This window comes from Oceanobacillus caeni (genome assembly GCF_042678465.1).
Classification (GTDB): domain Bacteria; phylum Bacillota; class Bacilli; order Bacillales; family Amphibacillaceae; genus Oceanobacillus; species Oceanobacillus caeni.
On the sequence record NZ_JBHTKV010000015.1, the window covers coordinates 1 to 18205 of the forward strand.

Consider the following 18205-nt stretch of genomic DNA (forward strand, 5'->3'; position numbering starts at 1 on the left):
CTATCTAATTCTATATATAAGATTATCAAATGAATAGGACACTTTCTAAAATTGTCTACTTTATAGATACAATATCACTTACTAACGGACAGATTTTACAATTGGCACGCATCGGAAGACAGATCGAGGCTTATTTTGGTTTTCCACAAGATATCGAATGATCTTTGGTCGATGGCACATTTTTTATTGTTCAGAGTCGCCCAATCACAAGGCTTTTCCCTATCCCTGAAACGAATGATGATGAAAAACGTGTTTACGTATCTGTCGGTCATCAACAAATGATGACTGACCCCATGAAGCCGTTGGGATTATCTTTTTGGCTATTAACAACTCCTGCGCCAATGCGTAAAGCTGGTGGAAGGTTGTTTGTTGATGTTACAGATCAGCTTGCTTCCCCTGTCAGTAGAAACATGTTATTAAATGGCATGGGACAGCATGATCCGCTTATGAAAGACGCACTCATGAACATCATTGAACGGGAAAACTTTATAAAATGGTTACCAAATGATCATAAAGCACCGAGTCCCACAAGAGGCAATATAGATATGCAGGCACAAATCGAAAACAATCCATCTATCGTGTCTGATTTGATTAAGCATAGTCAAGAATCGATAAAACAGTTAAAACAGAACATCCGAACGAAGTCAGGAACAAATTTATTTGATTTTATTCTTGAGGATATTCAGGAATTAAAGAAGTTGTTGTTTGACCCACAAAGTTCAGCGGTATTTATGGCAGCTATGAATGCTTCAACATGGATAAATGAAAAAATGAACGAATGGTTAGGGGAAAAATGCAGCGGACACACTTTCTCAATCTGTACCAAATAATATTACTTCGGAAATGGGTCTAGCACTATTGGATGTCGCAGATGTAATTCGTCCTTATCCAGAATTAATAGCTTATTTACAGGGTGTAAAAAATGATAACTTTTTGGATGAGCTGGTAAAGTTTGAAGGTGGACAGGAAGCCCAAGATGCGATAACAGCTTACCTGAACAAATACGGAATGCGATGTGTCGGCGAAATCGATATGACGAAAACCCGTTGGAGCGAAAAACCAATTACACTTATCTCCATGATTCTTAGTAATATCAAAAACTTTGAGCCTAATGCCAGCAAACGGAAATTTGAGCAAGGGCGACAAGAGGCTTTGAAAAAGGAACAAGAGTTATTAGACCAATTGAAACAATTACCGGATGGTGAACAAAAAGCGACAGAAACAAAGCGGATGATTGACCTCATCCGGAATTTCATCGGATATCGTGAATATCCGAAATACGGTATGATTAGTCGTTACTTTGTTTATAAGCAGGCATTACTGAAAGAAGCCGAACAACTCGTACAAGCGGACATTATTCATGAAAAAGAAGATATATACTATCTCACTTTTGAAGAACTTCATGAAGTCGTACGCACGAATAAACTGGATTACCAGATCATCAACAAGCGAAAAGACGATTACAAATTATATGAAAAACTAACTCCTCCGCGTGTGATCACCTCTGATGGTGAAATCATTACAGGTAAGTATAAACGAGAAAATCTCCCAGACGAAGCAAAAGTGGGTCTACCTGTCTCTTCAGGAGTTATAGAGGAACGTGCTCGAGTCATCTTAAACATGGAAGAAGCTGATTTAGAAGAGGGAGATATATTAGTTACTGCCTTTACTGACCCTAGCTGGACACCATTGTTTGTATCGATAAAAGGTCTCGTCACTGAGGTTGGCGGACTGATGACCCACGGAGCAGTTATTGCACGCGAATATGGCTTACCTGCAGTTGTTGGCGTGGAAAATGCTACAAAACAGATAAAAGATGGGCAACGAATTCTTGTGAATGGAACAGAAGGGTATATCAAAATATTGTAATTGCTTAATAAGACCAGATTTAGAAAACCAATCAAGATTTTAGGCTGAATCCTATATATAAGGGTTCAGCCCTTTTTATTGGTTCAATATTTTTTTCAATTCTTGACCAGCCCAGATATAGTGAAACTTTACTTTTCCCAATCCGTAGTAACATATAATGGCAAAGTAATAGGATAAAGGATTACCAAATAGCGGAATAAAATAATGCTTTCAATCATTGTGGATGATCTAAATAAATATAATGTGGGATAATGTCTCACTAAAAATGAGTTATCAATCTGTTGGGCAGTTGTTGAATAAGGATAACTCAAGAATTTAAAGGGGGATTAGTTGTATGAACCTCAACAGAAATTGGGGAATATGTTTTTGGATATAAAAAGGCAAAAAAAGATATGGTAATTGAGAATTTAAAAATTGTTATAAATGATGGTGAAACGGTCTTAAATGAAAGTGAATACAAAGGTGCAACTGTTAAGTTTCCATCTAAATGCTCAGGTTGTGCGATTACGGATACAGACACACCTATCCAAGTGACGATAGAATGGGGGAAAGGAAAAGAAGAAACTTTTTCAATGGAGCCGAAATAGTTTTTTGCTCAACTATTAGGCGCAATGGATGGACAGGGGGTTGTCGAGTTTACTTGTTGTGTTAAGTGCAGTATTGTTCTAGTCATGAAACGTTTTTTTAGGTTCAATCGTACTTAATGTGATGGACAGTGAAGGTAGGGTTGAAAAGAAAGAGTGAGAGTGGAGGGCGTTGTAGTTTGGTACTTTTAGGTTTTATCGTAATAGTTATGACTCTTTTATCAATAGAAGGGCAGCTTAGAAAACGATATAAACAACAACAAGAAATAATTGAATTACTAAAGCAAATAAAAGAAAAGGATTGATTTATTTTTGAAAATTAACAAGACGACTATTGTTTTCCATACTGTTTTTAGTGGAATTATTGCACTTTTTGTATCTACATTTTTCGCTTCTGGAACAATTGCGGAGAATTATACGGATGACACATTTGTAGCTCCATTCTTCTTCTTTGTTTTAGCAATATGGTTAGTTGGTGTGCTGTTTCTCTTTCTCTTTCCTAGAAAATTTCATACATCCATTAATATCATGTGGTTATCCATACCATTAGGAATAGTAATTGCATTTCCAATAGAAGCGTTGTTATAAGTTGTAGGTTATGTTGTGAAAAAAAGCGTGCTAAAACTAAAGGGGACGTTACTTTGAAAACGGCAGCATATATTAGAGAATTAAAAAGGAGAGCAAGTTACTGCCTCCCTAACAATTGCAAATTAATAAAGGCAGAATATGGTCAATGGGGAAAATTAGAAAGTGAAATTGAGGTGTTATGTTTTGCAAAGTTGTGAGAACTGTAATGCAGAATTTAGCTGGAGTAGAATCTATAAATCTTTGTTTTGGAATTATAAACCTATTAAATGTAACGAATGCAATACGATACATAAGATAACGATTCCTAGTAGGTTCATTTTTGTCTCTTTCACTATTCTTCCAATGCTAATCTTTGGTCACTTCCTGTCCCCTTTTAGCAATATTATTGTGACACTTGGTATAGCTTTTTTTATTTTTATAATCGGCTCTTTGTTTACCCCTTTTTTAGTTACGTATAAAGAGTCCTAGCGACCTAATGTACTCGAGTAATTGGTGCATATATTTATAGGATTGATTAGTAAGAATAGTGAGTTGTGATTATAAATAGAAGATGAAAGATATATTGCCACTCAGGGTTCTAAAACGATGAAAAAATAAATAAGGTGAGAAGTGCGATAAACACTTCTCTTTAAGGATTAATATCCACCCCCAACATATGAAGCACCAACAATGATAAGCAGGATGAAAAGTACAACGATCAATGCAAATCCTGCTCCCATACCATATCCGCCACCTTCGTAGCCCATAGAACCCCCTCCTTCCTGTGAATATATAATAGTTTATGAATCAACTATATGATTCGACATGGACAAGCGTGGAATTTAGCAACAATGGAATTTAGCAACAATGGAATTTTCGTCTATGACGTATTACATCTGCTTTAGCAGGTGGTCGTTTAAGATTCCTGCTACAAAAGCTGTTGGAGTTTCTAGTTTACGAACTTGGCAGAACGCCCCTTATTTTAATGAGGGGATGAATGCCAAGTTTATTTTTTGAACAACTTTGTTATCCAAGGCCTTTTAGGTTGATAACCGAACGTGTGTTTGTTAAAATTTCCCATATGGAGGTGAAAATATGGCTACGAAAACTATATTAGTTAAACTCAAAAGCCGACAAAGAAAAAGCATAAGCAATTCATTTATGAGCAAACAGAGTTTTCCAATTGCGTAAATCATTGCGTAGGACGCCTACAAAGCGGAGAAAAGATTTCTTCAAAAAACGTACCATTCAACCTTAAATCTGCTATAAAAAATGAGGCTATTCGTCGCGCAAAAAAAGCTGTTTCTGATTATAAAAAGGGGAGAGCAGCGACGATTCCTGTTTTTAAAGAATCACTTGGCGTGAAAATAAATAATCAAAATTGGAATTCCATAGAGAAAAACGGAAGATGGTACATTGCCTTTACCTCAAATATGGGGAAAAAGGCACTACCAGTAGTAGAAACAAAAGATGTACAAACGTTTTTTCCATTTTTAACGCAAAAAAGGAAAGGATTTCGTGGAACCATGGAATTGTTACGTAAAGGGAAACATTGGTATGTGGCGATTCCAATACAAATAAGTTCAGAACTAGACTTTGGAAAGAAACATAAACGCATCTTTGAAAACATGAAACGACGAAAGTATACATCTATTGGTGTGGACTTAGGGTTGCGACATATTGCGGTCGTCTCTGAGCTTCTTAGTGGTAGAAGACAATTTTTCTCTGGTAAAGAAGTCGGTTATATGCGACGTCATTTTCGTTCCCTACGACGTTCGTTAGGTAAAGCAAAGGCGCTGCGCGTCATGAAACGTATAGGTAAAAAAGAAAGACAGTGGATGAAAGATTATAACCGAAAACTAGCCAAAGATATAGTAGATCTCTCTCTACAATTTGATAACCCAATCATAAAAATGGAAGCATTAGACGATATTTGAAAAACATGTCGTAGCATGAAGAGAGCAGATAAAACCATTCATTCGTGGTCTTTCTATCAATTAAAACAGTTCATCAAAGAAAAGGCTTCAAAATACAATATCCCAGTTGTAGATATTAACCCTTATCAAACAGGCCAAATTTGCGGATGTTGCGGTCATGCAGAAAGGAAAAATCGCAATGGTATTAAATTCCACTGCGTAAAATGTAATTATACGTGTCATGCTGATTTGAATGCTGCAAATAATATTGCACGTAGCACAAGCTTGGCGGGGTAACACGGAACAGTCGTGAGATAGGTTCGTGTTATAGACCAAGTGCCTAGTTGGTACAATCCAACCTAGGAGCCCCAAGTGGCATGGGGTATGGCGGTCATGTTGGAAGGTGGGTCAGAAATGGAACAACATGGGATTGTCGTGAGACAAGCTCCCACCCTAGTGAACCGCTTCCGCCTCCTTTTAAGAGTTTTCCACTTTGGAAGCTCGGTATTTTAATGCCGAGAGGATGTCACAGAATCAGAGGTGAATGCTGAGTTGGAAAAAGGATATACGGATTTCATACAAGGAGATACAAAATCAGTTGCAAAGGCTTTTTCGGAAATTCGGCGTGATCATGGTATTTGAGATACAAAGTAGTATTAACTAAACAATTGAATGGAATTAAAAAGGCCATACCAAGTTTAGATAAACTGGGGCGATTCCGAATGGTCAAAAAGGAGAAAATAAAGGATGATACATATTCTATCGAGTGCATCAGCTTCAGGTTGTTTGAAAGCTGCGTTAAAAGAAATGGGTCTTGATAAAAAGGAAAGGATCATTTCTTTTTGGGACACTTTCTCTGTTGGTCCAGTCTGGAAGTTGCATGAGGAAGCTGGAGTTAAATTCAGATTTGGTTGGATGGAGAAGTGTATGAGTGAAGAGTTTGGTGAATATGCCGATTATACTCACTGCTTTGAAAAGGCAATGAATCGAATTAACTCTATACCTGAAGGAGTTCATGTAACCATTTGGGCATCTAATAACGCACATGAACAGACAGGACTACGATTTATTATGCATCTTTTAAAGGAAAAAAATATTGACATCACTATTATTAACACAACAAAAGCATATGAAGAGCTTTTTAGGGTGAAAAAAGCTAAATATACGCTACTCCACACAGGTGAAATTCCTCCTGAGAAGCTACAGGTTATTTATGAACAGGATTATGGGAAGCTTCTTACAGATCATGATAGAGAGGACTTAGAAAATGAATGGTTAGCCCTTTCAGAAAGTCAAGAAACATTAAGAATTTGGAGAAATGGAAGGATACAGAGTGTTTCTGAAGACTATTATGATGGAATTATTATAAAGAAAGTTAAAAAGCTGCATGGTAAACAAGTGACAAAGGAATTTATAAAATCAGCAAGGGTAATCGGTGAGGTACTGGGGCATTTAGACCAATACATAGGGGATACGTTTCTCGAATATCGAATTAGAAAGCTGATTGAAGCTGGAGTATTTGAGTCGAAAGGTAGTCTTGAACAGATGCGTTTTTATAGTGTGAGGTTAAAAGGTTGAAATAAAATTGGGAAAAGGTAACCTGTTGCTTTCCTTACGTACTAACATAAACAGGTGTGAATGGTTAGTTCGGATCGAAACTAGAATTTCCATTAGTAATAAAAAAGCCGTCCGGACTTTAACGATTAAGTGGACGGCAGCTTTACGATAAGTTATTTCTTTACAGCATGTATATAATGAATCGTTTCAAAGGCAGAAAGGTAGTCGCTTCGATTGGCGAAGTATGTTTTATCAATTTCGCTTGGCGATAAATGTTCATAAATAAGTAATCCTGCTCTTTCTAACATATTTTCAACTTCATTATATGAAAAACCAGACTTCATTGGTTCCCCACTTGCTGATGCCATTTTTACCATGTTTGAAACCCTATTTGATTCTCCGTTCACATTAAATAGGGTTTCATCAGCATAATCAAAAACGATAGAACTACCTATTGGAACTTCAGCAAATAAGTTTTTCAGTAATCTTGAGTTTTCCTCTTTCGTTAAATAATAGGAAACTCCTAAAAGACTAAAGAATGTTTTATGGTTGCTAAAACCCTTATTTATTAGATTTCGGTAAGTAAATTCTTTGGTGAAGTCCATCGAAATAAAATGGAGATTGTGTGGTATTTCTAAATGAGCGTTTGACAATCGTTTTATCTTAAATGCTTGTGTCGCTGGATGATCGATTTCAAATATTTCGATGCTATTTTTCAGTTCTGGGTGACGAAAACAAAAGGTATCTAGTCCAGCTCCAAGTATAACGTATTGTTTCACCCCTAACTTAATTTCATGAAGCAACACTTTCTCACAAAATGCAGCGCGTGCTAAAGGGGTTGGTGAAAGTTGGACTTGTGTGATCCATTTTAATATTTCATCCTTATCTCCATTTAAAAGTTGTGCTTTTTCTTTGTTGAAGAATCCTATCCCTTGAACCATATTCGTTTTAATGTCATCAAACTCTTTTTGCGTTATTAAATCGTTAGCGATATGGTCGTTAAAGATCTTTGGTGTATCAAATTGACTATGATATGCACGACCAAAAGCAGATATTAATGAAGTTAAACTGGACTTATCTTGTTTCATGCAAGTGTCCTCCTTCAATAGAAAAATGAGATTCCCCTGGCCAGGAGAATCTCATTATAATTCAATCTATATATTTCGTCAATTATAGCATAGAATAATTATTTTGTCAAATATTTTATACCAAATCTACCTCTGAATCAATTTCCTAAACTAAAGAAGAAATGTTGGACAGCATTAATGGGCAAGAGGTTATTTCTGTGTAACAGTTGGAACAGTAAATAAGGAAAGGATAAGAAATTATATTGCAAGACAATTCTATCATAGCCTATAAAAAAGAAATGTATCTTTTTATGTCGATATATATATCATTTGGCGTCCGGTTAAGATTCATCCTAATTAAAAATTAAATATCCGCAAGAATAATCAAAAAATCTCCTTTTGATATTTGATATTCTATTAATGAAGGGAGGAAGCAGTCATTCAATATGAAGGGATAATTAATAAAACGATAAACTATATTGAAGAACATCTGCATGAATCACTAACGATGGATGATATAGCGGAGCAAGCAGGCTTCTCTAAATTTCATTTCCATCGAATTTTCCGTACAGCAGTTGGCATGTCTATAACCGAGTATGTTCGGATGAGACGTTTGGCAAATGCTTCAACGGCTTTACTCTATACGAATAAAAGGATTCTTGATATTGCATTTTATTATCATTTTGAGTCCCAGGAAGCTTTCACAAGGGCATTCAAAAAATATTATCATTTGCCACCTGGACAATATCGAAGGTTAATGTCAGGTATGCTAAAAAATAAGGAGGAATCTTATATGGAGAAACAAGTAAAAGGTTGGTTTTTAAGTGGCTCAGATCCATTTAATTATGAAATGGGGATTGATCGTGCGGTAGTTCATCAGGGGAAGGCATCAGGTTATTTAAAGTCTAAAACCGTGCTTGATTCCGCAAACTTTGCCACGATGATGCAGCAATTTAAAGCAGACAAGTTTATTGGGAAGCGAATCAGACTTTCTTGTTTTTTAAAGACAAAAGACGTAGAGTACTTTTCTAGTATGTGGATGAGAGTGGATAATGCTTTTGATGATGTATTACAGTTCGACAACATGAGCAATCGCCCAATCAAAGGGGATACGAACTGGAACCGTTACTCTATTGTTTTAGATGTTCCTTCAGGCAGTTCTACTATATCATTTGGTATTATTTTATCGGGTCGTGGTCACGTGTGGGTAGATCAGTTTACATTTGAAGAAGTGGGTAAAGATGTGGAAACAACAAATTTGGAGATACAATCGGAATTATTGGATGAACCATTAAACTTGTCTTTTGAAGAGGAAATCTAAATTATTGATCTCTGGGGGAGTGAAGCGTGGTGGAGATATAAAAGGATGCAATTACATTATTTGTTCAATTTGTAAATGGGGATCTACCATTATTTTTCCTATATTCCTTAATAGCTCTTCCGTTTCTTTTGTTGATTTCAGAGATTATCATACGTAAAGTGGAAGTAAATGTTGCTGAGAATAGAACGGTGTGAGAAATAATACCAGGTATTCTTCTAATCAAAAGTCAATCAAAATTTCGACTGGGTCCAGTAGTGATTCAGTCTGTTTTCTTTTGTTCAATAGTCTTCCAATCCCTATATCGATAAAGTTTTTCAAGGTGCTTTCCCTCTTTCTATTTTTTCATTTTTCTCCCAATAAGTTCCCTCAATCATTTTTTGAACTAAACATGATATTAATGAAATTGGAGTAATATATGGTGAACGCTGTGCTAATAGAAAGTGTACAAGGAAGATCTTAAAATGGTTCTTTTTCCGTGTACTATTATATTATGTTAATTAAAATAAACTTTTCCGATTCATATCCAGTTTTTATGAACAATCCATTGATAAAAAGTGCCTAAGCATGGTATAAGTGTAAAGGAAGCAGGGACATTTTGCTTTTTAATTTTGGGATAAGGTTTGGACAGGCTATCCCATTATGAAAGGATTTTGATTGGATTATGACTGATAATTTTTGGCGTGATTTACCACGACCGTTTTTTATATTGGCACCAATGGAAGATGTGACGGATGTTGTTTTTCGTCATGTAGTAAGTGAAGCAGCCAGACCTGATGTGTTTTTTACAGAATTTACAAACACGGAGAGTTATTGCCACCCAGAGGGAATATATAGTGTGCGTGGGCGCTTGACCTTTACAGAGGATGAACAACCAATTGTAGCTCATATATGGGGAGATAAGCCTGAACACTTTCGACAAATGAGTATTGGAATGGCTGAAATGGGTTATCAGGGCGTAGATATTAATATGGGATGCCCTGTACCTAATGTGGCAACAAAGGGAAAGGGAAGTGGCCTTATTCGTCGTCCAGAAGTTGCAGCGGAGTTAATTCAAGCAGCAAAAGCAGGAGGATTGCCTGTTAGTGTAAAGACAAGGCTCGGTTACACGAATATTGAAGAATGGCGCGACTGGCTGACGCATGTATTTGAACAAGATATCGCGAATCTTTCCATCCATCTGCGTACCAGAAAAGAAATGAGTAAAGTAGATGCTCATTGGGAATTAATCTCAGAAATTAAGAAACTTCGTGATGAAGTGGCCCCTGATACACTTTTGACAATTAATGGAGATATTCCTGATCGTCAAACAGGTTTGAAGCTCGTTCAAAAGTTTGGTGTGGATGGCGTGATGATTGGTCGTGGTATTTTTAAAAATCCATTTGCTTTTGAAAAGGAGCCAAGAGAGCATAGCAGTCAAGAACTGCTGGATCTCTTAAGATTGCATCTGGATCTTTTTGATAAATATTCAAAATTAGAACCACGTTCGTTCAAACCTCTTCGCCGCTTTTTTAAGATATATGTTCGCGGGATTCGAGGAGCAGGTGAATTAAGAAATCAGTTGATGAGTACAGAGACAACAGATGAAGTGCGTGCATTGCTTGATAACTTTGAGGGAAGGAATGTTGAGGGGAAGAGGGAATAGTACTGTCCCGATTTAGGGTGAAAACAAAAGGGGCGTTAAACGGTTGTGACCTAAAAAATAAAAGGTATATTAAGTAGTAAATTGGCTGTGTGAATGCGGTAATGAACTGGACCCATTTACATCGGTCAATTTTTGCTTTATACGTTAGTTGTTTGTTATAAATAATATTAAAAGTCACGATAATTACCATCCTCCGGCATATGCAACTAGTCTAAAGCTTGGCATAAGCAAGTTTTCTAAACCTTAATTTACTTCTCAATTTTTATAAGAGGACTAAATTGAAATACGAATGATTGCTTTTGTAAATACAATAGCATACAATGACTATATAAAAGGAGTGAATTAATAATGGCGAAAACAACAAATCTCTATGTAAGGCTTGAACCTGAACTTAAAGAACAAGCTGAATCCATTCTGGGACAGTTAGGAATACCGCTATCCAACGCAGTCAATATATTTCTGAAACAGGTTGTTATGCAGAAGGGAATTCCTTTTGACGTTAAGATTCCTGCCACAAAACCTGTTGGAATCTCCAATTTGACAGAGTCAGAGGTGAATGCCGAGTTGGAAAAAGGATATACGGATTTCATGCAAGGTGATACAAAATCTGCTACAAAGGCTTTTACGGAAATTCGTAGAGATTATGGTATATGAGATACAAAGTATTATTAACAAATCAGGCAGATGCAGATTTAAGGGTATCTATGAGTATATTGCTTTTACCTTGCATGAACCAGAGACAGCAACGAATCAATTGGAAAGGATTGAAGAAGCCATATTAAGTTTAGATGAAAAACCAAGGAGGTTCCGGATGTTTGAAAAGGAACCTTGGTATAGCAGAGGACTTCGACAGTTGCCTGTTGACAATTTTATTATATTCTATATTCCCAGCATTGAGGACGGAATAGTTACCGTTATCCGTGTTATGTATGGAGGGCGAGATATAGATGACCAGTTAAATAAGACTAATCAATAATTAATACTGAACAGCCCTTTGTTATTTTACCCTATTTATAATTGACTTCTGCTTTATATACCTCTTTCTATTATCATTTCTCCACTTACTACTTCCGTTAGAAATCTCAGAATAAAGAACATGACCAACCCAAATATTAATAAAACTCTCCATCCTTTAATTGAATAAGACAATTCCAAAGAGCACTCATAGGGGCTCTTCTTTTTTGGTATTGGATTTGATGTGTAAAAGGTATTTGACATTTTAGGGGCTGATGATACAATTGTGTCAAATACTTTTTACTTTTTAGGTGAGGGAGGAATAAATATGGATTGGATAGTTGTTGTGTCTTTTGCTGCTTTAGCAATTTGTGTGCTACTAATAGTTGTTACTTTTGCGTCATTACCTAAGATGGGAGATGAAGGGAAAAATTTCATTAGAATGAAAGCACAGTCATATGCATTTACGGTTGTAATTGGTGTGGTGCTAATTGAAATTGCTGAATCTGTTTATTTAACTTTTGGACAGAACGATCTTATGAGGGTATAAATCCGTTTATCTTTCTTGTCGTAATTTCAACTGTATATTTAGTCTCATTACTTTTTTCCAAGAAGAAATATGGTGGTTAAATGAAGAATCGTATCAGGGAATATAGAAAATCTGCAAAACTATCCCAAGAAAAATTAGCTAAACTCTGTAATGTCTCAAGACAAACGATAAATGCGATTGAAAACGATAAATATGATCCTACGTTACAATTAGCATTTGATTTAGCAAGAACGTTAGGCGTTAAAGTAGATGAATTATTTTTAGGAGGGAGGAAGGATGCAGAATGAAAATCTTTTTTATGCTAATAATTCTACTTGTGTATATTTCCATCATTGGTTATTTCACAGGGAGTAAAGATTACTTTTTAGGACCTAATGATGATGAAAGGAAAAAGGTAATAAAGCAAAAGTCCGTTGTTCAGAGTTGGAGTACCATATTGCTATTCTTACTAACAAATTTTCTTTTTGACTTATTTAATCTGCATGACGAACGCTTGTCAGAGGCTCCTTTTGTTTTTCCAGAACTTTTCTATTTAATTATTTTAATATTGAGCTACTTTATTTTCTTATTAATAAATAGTAGAAAAATGAGTGCTTAGTAATTTTCTCTTAAGTATTGTCTAATATCAACAAAGCAAATATTCGGATTCTGTTTTGATTTATTTTATTCAAACTGAGCTTGGTTTTTTATGTGCTTTTGCAACTAAAGATGCCAATTTATGGGGGATGTATATATATGAAACAAAACTTTGAACTGTTGTTGTGATAGTGGTAAAACAAATGATTTAAAAATTGAAGGTGATGTAGGAGCAGATCCAATTTGGTGTAATAGGTGCGGTTGTAATCTTAACATAGAAGACATTCCAATGTCAGCTAGTTTAGTAGAGGAATTGTCTTATTGGGCAGAAAAGTATGGAGAATGGATTGATTGGGATTTAGATAAATTGGTTCCTAATGGGGGTGAACTGGAAGAAAGATTTAATCAAATGGGACTTGCTTTAACGGAAAAAGTTAAACAAGAATTGGACAGTAAATATAAAATAAGATACGTAGCCTCTACCAGTGCAAGGATTTATGATCATAGCTAAAAGGCTTTTATGAACACCATATATCCGAATGGGAGTGAAGTACATAAATGCTACATTCTCTGGTCTTGTGTTGAAGCCAAGTCTTTATAGTGGAAGCATCACGTAAATGCTTGCTTACTGATATAATTATTCTATTATCGAGGTGATTAAATGAAATATACTTGTCCTTGTTGTGGCTATAAAACATTAGATGAAGAGCCACCTGGAACATATGATATTTGTAGTATTTGCTTTTGGGAAGATGATGAGGTTCAGTATATTGATCCCGACTATGAAGGCGGTGCTAACATTCCATCTTTAAGACAAGCACAAAATAATTACGTATTATTTGGAGCATGTGAGGAAAGATGTATAGAGTTTGTAAGAAAGCCTAATGAAAATGATGAGTAAGACCTTAAATGGAAGAGTTATAGCAATTAAAGTAACGGGGATTGTTCAAGAGAAGAAGAGCTGGTTCTTGCATAAGTGTTTATGCGCGGATCGTTTCTTTATGCATATGGCAAAGATGGAATATATAAGAGAAATTTGTAAGGGATAACTTTTAGGGTATTAAGATATAAGGTGATGAAAATTCAGGCTGGATCCAATAGTGGTCCAGTCCTTTTTATTTGGAAAAGAATAATAGAACGATTAAAGTTCTTCCACACTATCCTCACACTCCAAGAAGAGATAGAAATACAAGAAAAGTAAAAGACCTAATTATGGATGTATTGGAACAATAACTCGCCACTGCATAAATCCACTAAAAATCCACAAAATAAATGAGAGACAAGAATCACATATCAGAGTTATGGAATCAACTTCATTTAAAAATAATTGAAATGGACGATATTCGTAATGGAGGTGCAACTACTCTGGTGGTTTACTAAAGAGGTGATAATGTGGAAAACGACAAAAATAAATTAAAACTCACATCTTCTGAAATAGGAACACTATGGCAGGAGTATGTAACTGGAACAATGACAGATATAGTAAATAGATACATGTTCTCCATAATTGAGGATGATTCAATAAAGGCTATTTTTGATGATGCGATCAAGACATTCGCAAAACAAAAAAATCAAATAGCAACTTTTATGGAGAATGATGGGTTTCCAGTTCCAATAGGATTTACGGAATCTGACCTTAATAAAGGTGCAGATAGATTATTTTCCGATATATTTTGTTTAAATTATTTACACATCATGACGCTACATGGTTTGATAGGACACACGACTTCACTAGGCGTCTCGGTAAGAGAAGATTTACGTTATTTTTATGATTCATGTGATAATGACGCTAAAAGAATATATCATCAAATCATAGATTTAATGCTTGAGAAGGGAGCTTTTCAGAGAGACCCAATGTTCTATCCTACAAAAAGACCAGAATTTGTTTCTAGCCAGGATTTCAAGGATGGAATTTTAGGGAAAGGAAGACGTTTATCTGCTATAGAAATAATAAATCTCTCTTACAACCTTAAAAAAAGCATTATGGCTAAAACTCTTTCCATTGGATTTAGTCAAGTTACACAATCTAAAGAGGTTAGGAAGTTTTTAGAAGATACGGAGAATACGTCTGATGGTCAAATACAGTCTCTTTCAAAGATAATGCACAAGGATAATTTACCAATTCCTACGTCGATGGAAACAGAGGTAACCGTTTCAACGGATTCCCCATTTTCCGATAAGTTAATGTTATATCATATCGGTTTCTTGTTCCAAACAGCACAGGGATACCAGGGGGCAGGATTAGCATCAGCTATTCGAACAGACCTCGTAAAAACTTATGAAAGCATCATTCTAAAAAATCTAATGGTAACAAAAAAGTGGTTTAATCTTATGGTACAAAATAAATGGTTTGAACAACCACCACTTGCCCCTAATAGAAAAGAAATTGCAAAAGATAAATCATAAAAACATCTAATATGTACTAATAATATCAAATGAATTTATTTGTACCGTTTGTATGAAGTGATTATTTTGTACCTATCGGGCCGATTTTTTCCTTATTGCATGTGATATATAGGATGTTATTCGGTCTTTTTTTATTCGATTAACAACAAATCTGGTAGTACGTCTGAAAGGATTTGATTTTGTTTTATGGAAAAATTTATTCTAAGGAGTTTCTTCGTATTGGGAATAGGTGCATTGCCATTTATATTATTGAGAAAACCTGCAAAGGATTGGATGATTGTTTTCTTCCTAACGGGTTTTTTTGCAAATTTACTTGATGAATTTATGGTTAAAAGTAAGCGAGTTATTTATCCAGTCAGATTATTTGAAAAATATAGTGACAAGAGCATTTTATTTGATTTTTTAATTTTTCCGATTTGCTGTACCCTTTTTATACAAGCAACCTATCAATCTAAACTCCCTGCCATTTTGGGTAAAGCCTTTTTATTTAGTGTGCCGTTGACTGCTTTTGAATGGCTTCTGGAACAAAAAACCCATCTAATCAAATGGATTCGTTGGTCGACAACACATACATTGGTTTCCGTCACTCTTTATCTTCTCACAACTCGTTTAGTTATAGCAATTATCAGAAAGTCAAAACGCTTGGGTTTTCTTAGCAATAACACAAACACCGGTAATTAGCTTATAGATCTTCTTAACATATAGATAAGCAGACGAATGATAGGTATGTAATTTACTAGATAGAAGGGATTTTATGGGAGTTAATCAAGGTAATGAATATAAATCACCTATTGCTGCTTTATTATGGTCGATTATGATGGTTGGCTTTGGCCAACTCTATAACGGGCAGTATATTTTTGGTTCATTACTCTTCTTTTTTGAAATTGCTGCAAATGGAGTTTCTAATTTAAATTTGTCTATTTTGCATTCTTTCCATGGATATGCACAACAAGCTCATGATGTTTTCGATCATCAATGGGGATTATTCTATCCCTCTTCTTACGCTTTTTCTATGTGGCAGGCTTATAACAAAGCAATCATTATTAATTGTCTGCAAGAGAAGAAAGAACCTCCTAAAGAGACGTATCTAACTGGTTTTTTTATATCATTTGTTGTGGGGATGAATTTAGGTGTTTACTACCATCACTACTTTTTAAATCAATTACCCTATCTGGAGCTTTTTTCCAGTCCGATATTCAATGGACTATTATGGGGAATTTTCTTCGGTATTGCAGGTCACTTCATTGAAAAATACATAAAGGCAAAAAGAAATAAATAAGTGAGTGAGAAGGTTTCCTTTCTCTCCCACTTATTTTATGGTTGTATTGTCCTATTTCGCTAGATTTTTCCTGTCAGCTGCAATTGGTGGTTGCTCCATCCAAGCATTTTTAATAAAAATATTCGCTCCCTGATTGGAATACTTGCCTATCTCCGCCATTAAACGGGTATAATGAACACCTAAATCATGTCTTGGACTGATAGACATAGAGGTCCCGTATTGGCCCATACCAGAAGCAATAAGTGTTGTAACAAGAAACATCATTAATTTATCTGAAAAAGGTGGGTTCGTTGAGTCGGTTACTTCTGATGTCAAAATACGAGCTCCATCAGAGATATATTCTTCTTTTAAGATGGACGAAAAAACTTCTAACTGTTTTCCAGCAATGTCACGCCCTTGTTCAAAATACTTTTTAACCTCTTTTGACTGTGCAACCTGAGCGAATCCAGTAATAAGTGCTTGACCAAGTGCATTACGCTTAGTGTTTAACACAAGTGCTGCAATTTCAACACCTAGTAATGGTCTTCTCTTTCCAAACCATCCCGCCAAAAAACTATTATCCGTTACAAAGTCGACTTGCTTCGGTTTAGGAATTTGCGGATAACGTATGTAATAGCCTTTTGCTTTGGCTGTATCTTTTGTTATTTTGTGCATTCTTTGTGACTCGTCTAGAGCTTCAGTATAAAACTGAATAATATCATCTCGTTCGACCTGGGACAAGGCTAATCCGTAAATAGCTAAACTAAAATTAGCTACATTTAACATTAATTCAAGGTATATACGATCAGAAAAAAGCCTCGGTGCATCCAAATTAACATCTTGTTCCGTAAATCCTTGAGGAACTGGATAGTTTTCAGCGTTAAAAATTTCAGTTAACTTTTTTTGGTGTTTTTTTGATATTGCTAAGTATTGTTCAAGTATGGAACGGATATCTTCATCGGCAACATTTGTTAAAAAATGACGTAATCCACAATCCATCATGGTGTCATTTAGATACGATGTCCAAAGGGCTGAAATCTCTGCTGCAGTTAATTCCTCTTGATGGGTATCATTTTCCATAGATAAAACCTCCATTGTGCTATGATACTATTATTTACTTTACTCTATAGATTAATACCCTTTTCACCAAATTTTACAGAAAAATATAATATACTTGTTGTATAATGGCACTATTATAAATCAAAAGACAGCAACAAAAGAGGTGACAACATGAAAGGTCGAACGCATTTAACAGTGGGGCTAGGAATAGGTGCAGTGGCGTCCGTTAATCAATCGCTTGAAGTGATACCTGTCGTTTTAATTGCATCAGGTGTAGCTTCCCTTGCTCCAGATTTAGATGGCAATAATTTGTTAAATAGACGTGTAACTAAAACAGCTAAATTAATTAAAAAAATTGGCGTATTTGTCGCTGTGACAATGATGGTACTGTCTTTGGTTACATTCTTTGTAGATGTAGAATTCCTATCTTTCCTAGACGAAAGATGGTTTGAGCAACAACATAGGCTTCTACTTTTTGGATGGGGTGCGGTAATTTTAGGTTTATCCTTTAGGAGTCAAGAAACTTTAAAAAATATAATGATGAGTATCATAGGCTTATTCCTTCTTTATTATGCTGCAACGAATGAGTTGTGGTGGCTGGTGATGTTCGCCTTATACATTGGGGGAGTTGGCTGGTTTGCACACCGAGGACCAACTCACACTATTTGGGCATTGATTTACTGGTGGTATATGTCACATTTATTGGAAATTAACATTGAAGTAGACGGCCTGGCTCTTATTTCCACGATAGCTTATTTATCACATATTGTAGGAGATATGCTAACGAAAAATGGGGTTAAATTTTTATATCCATTTACTAAAAAAGTATTTCGAATCCGTATTTAAAGTCTGCATTCATGCTAAAAGTATAATACTCCA

Annotated in this window: 22 protein-coding genes and 2 pseudogenes; 21 read left to right on the top strand and 3 right to left on the bottom strand. The window is 35.5% G+C overall.

What is annotated here, in order from left to right:
* Positions 1 to 74: 74 nt before the first annotated feature.
* The 4 genes and pseudogenes from ppsA to ACFQ18_RS11400 form a co-directional block, all read left to right on the top strand.
* Positions 75 to 1869: pseudogene (gene ppsA / locus ACFQ18_RS11385) on the top strand (phosphoenolpyruvate synthase); the annotation flags it as partial.
* Between the two features lie 392 nt (positions 1870 to 2261).
* Entirely contained in the window at positions 2262 to 2456 is a 195-nt protein-coding gene (locus ACFQ18_RS11390) for a hypothetical protein (protein WP_204798325.1), read from the top strand.
* A gap of 309 nt (positions 2457 to 2765) precedes the next feature.
* Positions 2766 to 3041, top strand: coding sequence for a hypothetical protein (locus ACFQ18_RS11395; protein WP_060668753.1), 276 nt, complete (start codon positions 2766 to 2768; stop codon positions 3039 to 3041).
* A gap of 162 nt (positions 3042 to 3203) precedes the next feature.
* A complete protein-coding gene (locus tag ACFQ18_RS11400; RefSeq protein WP_083452578.1) occupies positions 3204 to 3509 on the top strand; it encodes a TIGR04104 family putative zinc finger protein in 306 nt (101 codons plus the stop codon).
* Between the two features lie 167 nt (positions 3510 to 3676).
* Here the strand turns inward: ACFQ18_RS11400 and ACFQ18_RS11405 are convergent, their stop codons facing one another.
* The gene (locus tag ACFQ18_RS11405; protein ID WP_379566416.1) at positions 3677 to 3760 is read right to left on the bottom strand and encodes a YjcZ family sporulation protein; all 84 of its coding nucleotides are present in this window, start codon (positions 3758 to 3760) and stop codon (positions 3677 to 3679) included.
* Positions 3761 to 4381: 621 nt separating this feature from the next.
* Between ACFQ18_RS11405 and ACFQ18_RS11410 the strand changes: the two genes are divergently transcribed.
* From ACFQ18_RS11410 to ACFQ18_RS11420, 3 genes are all read left to right on the top strand, one after another.
* On the top strand, positions 4382 to 4957 hold the full coding sequence (locus ACFQ18_RS11410) for a hypothetical protein (protein ID WP_060668754.1): 576 nt from the start codon (positions 4382 to 4384) through the stop codon (positions 4955 to 4957).
* A gap of 15 nt (positions 4958 to 4972) precedes the next feature.
* Positions 4973 to 5233, top strand: coding sequence for a zinc ribbon domain-containing protein (locus tag ACFQ18_RS11415; RefSeq protein WP_204798326.1), 261 nt, complete (start codon positions 4973 to 4975; stop codon positions 5231 to 5233).
* 450 nt (positions 5234 to 5683) lie between these two features.
* A complete protein-coding gene (locus ACFQ18_RS11420) occupies positions 5684 to 6514 on the top strand; it encodes a DUF1835 domain-containing protein (RefSeq protein ID WP_204798327.1) in 831 nt (276 codons plus the stop codon).
* A 152-nt stretch (positions 6515 to 6666) separates the two neighbouring features.
* Here ACFQ18_RS11420 and ACFQ18_RS11425 read toward each other — a convergent pair whose 3' ends face one another.
* Entirely contained in the window at positions 6667 to 7581 is a 915-nt protein-coding gene (locus ACFQ18_RS11425; RefSeq protein ID WP_204798328.1) for a class I SAM-dependent methyltransferase, read from the bottom strand.
* A 187-nt stretch (positions 7582 to 7768) separates the two neighbouring features.
* On the opposite strand from ACFQ18_RS11425, the pseudogene ACFQ18_RS11430 reads away from it, so the two are divergent.
* The 13 genes and pseudogenes from ACFQ18_RS11430 to ACFQ18_RS11490 all read left to right on the top strand — a co-directional run.
* A pseudogene (locus tag ACFQ18_RS11430) lies at positions 7769 to 7852 on the top strand (hypothetical protein); the annotation flags it as partial.
* 147 nt (positions 7853 to 7999) lie between these two features.
* Positions 8000 to 8881, top strand: coding sequence for a helix-turn-helix domain-containing protein (locus ACFQ18_RS11435; RefSeq protein ID WP_145524066.1), 882 nt, complete (start codon positions 8000 to 8002; stop codon positions 8879 to 8881).
* A gap of 661 nt (positions 8882 to 9542) precedes the next feature.
* A complete protein-coding gene (locus ACFQ18_RS11440) occupies positions 9543 to 10523 on the top strand; it encodes a tRNA dihydrouridine synthase (RefSeq protein WP_204798329.1) in 981 nt (326 codons plus the stop codon).
* 348 nt (positions 10524 to 10871) lie between these two features.
* Complete coding sequence (locus tag ACFQ18_RS11445; protein WP_204798330.1) at positions 10872 to 11177, top strand: type II toxin-antitoxin system RelB/DinJ family antitoxin; 306 nt, start codon at positions 10872 to 10874, stop codon at positions 11175 to 11177.
* Positions 11167 to 11499 carry a type II toxin-antitoxin system RelE/ParE family toxin gene (locus ACFQ18_RS11450; protein ID WP_204798331.1) on the top strand — a complete coding sequence of 111 codons (333 nt, stop codon included), beginning with the start codon at positions 11167 to 11169 and terminating at the stop codon, positions 11497 to 11499. The genes ACFQ18_RS11445 and ACFQ18_RS11450 overlap by 11 nt, the downstream gene beginning before the upstream one ends.
* Positions 11500 to 11805: 306 nt before the next feature.
* Positions 11806 to 12027, top strand: coding sequence for a hypothetical protein (locus tag ACFQ18_RS11455; protein ID WP_379566387.1), 222 nt, complete (start codon positions 11806 to 11808; stop codon positions 12025 to 12027).
* Positions 12028 to 12107: 80 nt separating this feature from the next.
* Positions 12108 to 12314, top strand: a complete 207-nt coding sequence (locus tag ACFQ18_RS11460) for a helix-turn-helix transcriptional regulator (RefSeq protein WP_204798332.1) — start codon at positions 12108 to 12110, stop codon at positions 12312 to 12314.
* A complete protein-coding gene (locus ACFQ18_RS11465; protein WP_204798333.1) occupies positions 12311 to 12625 on the top strand; it encodes a hypothetical protein in 315 nt (104 codons plus the stop codon). The genes ACFQ18_RS11460 and ACFQ18_RS11465 overlap by 4 nt, the downstream gene beginning before the upstream one ends.
* Before the next feature lie 150 nt (positions 12626 to 12775).
* On the top strand, positions 12776 to 13114 hold the full coding sequence (locus ACFQ18_RS11470) for a hypothetical protein (protein ID WP_204798334.1): 339 nt from the start codon (positions 12776 to 12778) through the stop codon (positions 13112 to 13114).
* A 150-nt stretch (positions 13115 to 13264) separates the two neighbouring features.
* Entirely contained in the window at positions 13265 to 13504 is a 240-nt protein-coding gene (locus ACFQ18_RS11475; protein ID WP_204798335.1) for a CPCC family cysteine-rich protein, read from the top strand.
* A gap of 491 nt (positions 13505 to 13995) precedes the next feature.
* Complete coding sequence (locus tag ACFQ18_RS11480; RefSeq protein ID WP_204798336.1) at positions 13996 to 15009, top strand: DUF3231 family protein; 1014 nt, start codon at positions 13996 to 13998, stop codon at positions 15007 to 15009.
* Between the two features lie 219 nt (positions 15010 to 15228).
* The gene (locus ACFQ18_RS11485) at positions 15229 to 15690 is read left to right on the top strand and encodes a CBO0543 family protein (protein WP_204798337.1); all 462 of its coding nucleotides are present in this window, start codon (positions 15229 to 15231) and stop codon (positions 15688 to 15690) included.
* A 73-nt stretch (positions 15691 to 15763) separates the two neighbouring features.
* A complete protein-coding gene (locus ACFQ18_RS11490; RefSeq protein ID WP_204798338.1) occupies positions 15764 to 16288 on the top strand; it encodes a hypothetical protein in 525 nt (174 codons plus the stop codon).
* A gap of 51 nt (positions 16289 to 16339) precedes the next feature.
* Here ACFQ18_RS11490 and ACFQ18_RS11495 read toward each other — a convergent pair whose 3' ends face one another.
* Positions 16340 to 17347, bottom strand: a complete 1008-nt coding sequence (locus ACFQ18_RS11495; RefSeq protein ID WP_204798339.1) for a DUF3231 family protein — start codon at positions 17345 to 17347, stop codon at positions 16340 to 16342.
* A gap of 150 nt (positions 17348 to 17497) precedes the next feature.
* Here ACFQ18_RS11495 and ACFQ18_RS11500 point away from each other — a divergent pair, with 150 nt between their 5' ends.
* Entirely contained in the window at positions 17498 to 18172 is a 675-nt protein-coding gene (locus ACFQ18_RS11500; RefSeq protein WP_060669086.1) for a metal-dependent hydrolase, read from the top strand.
* Positions 18173 to 18205 lie beyond the last annotated feature (33 nt).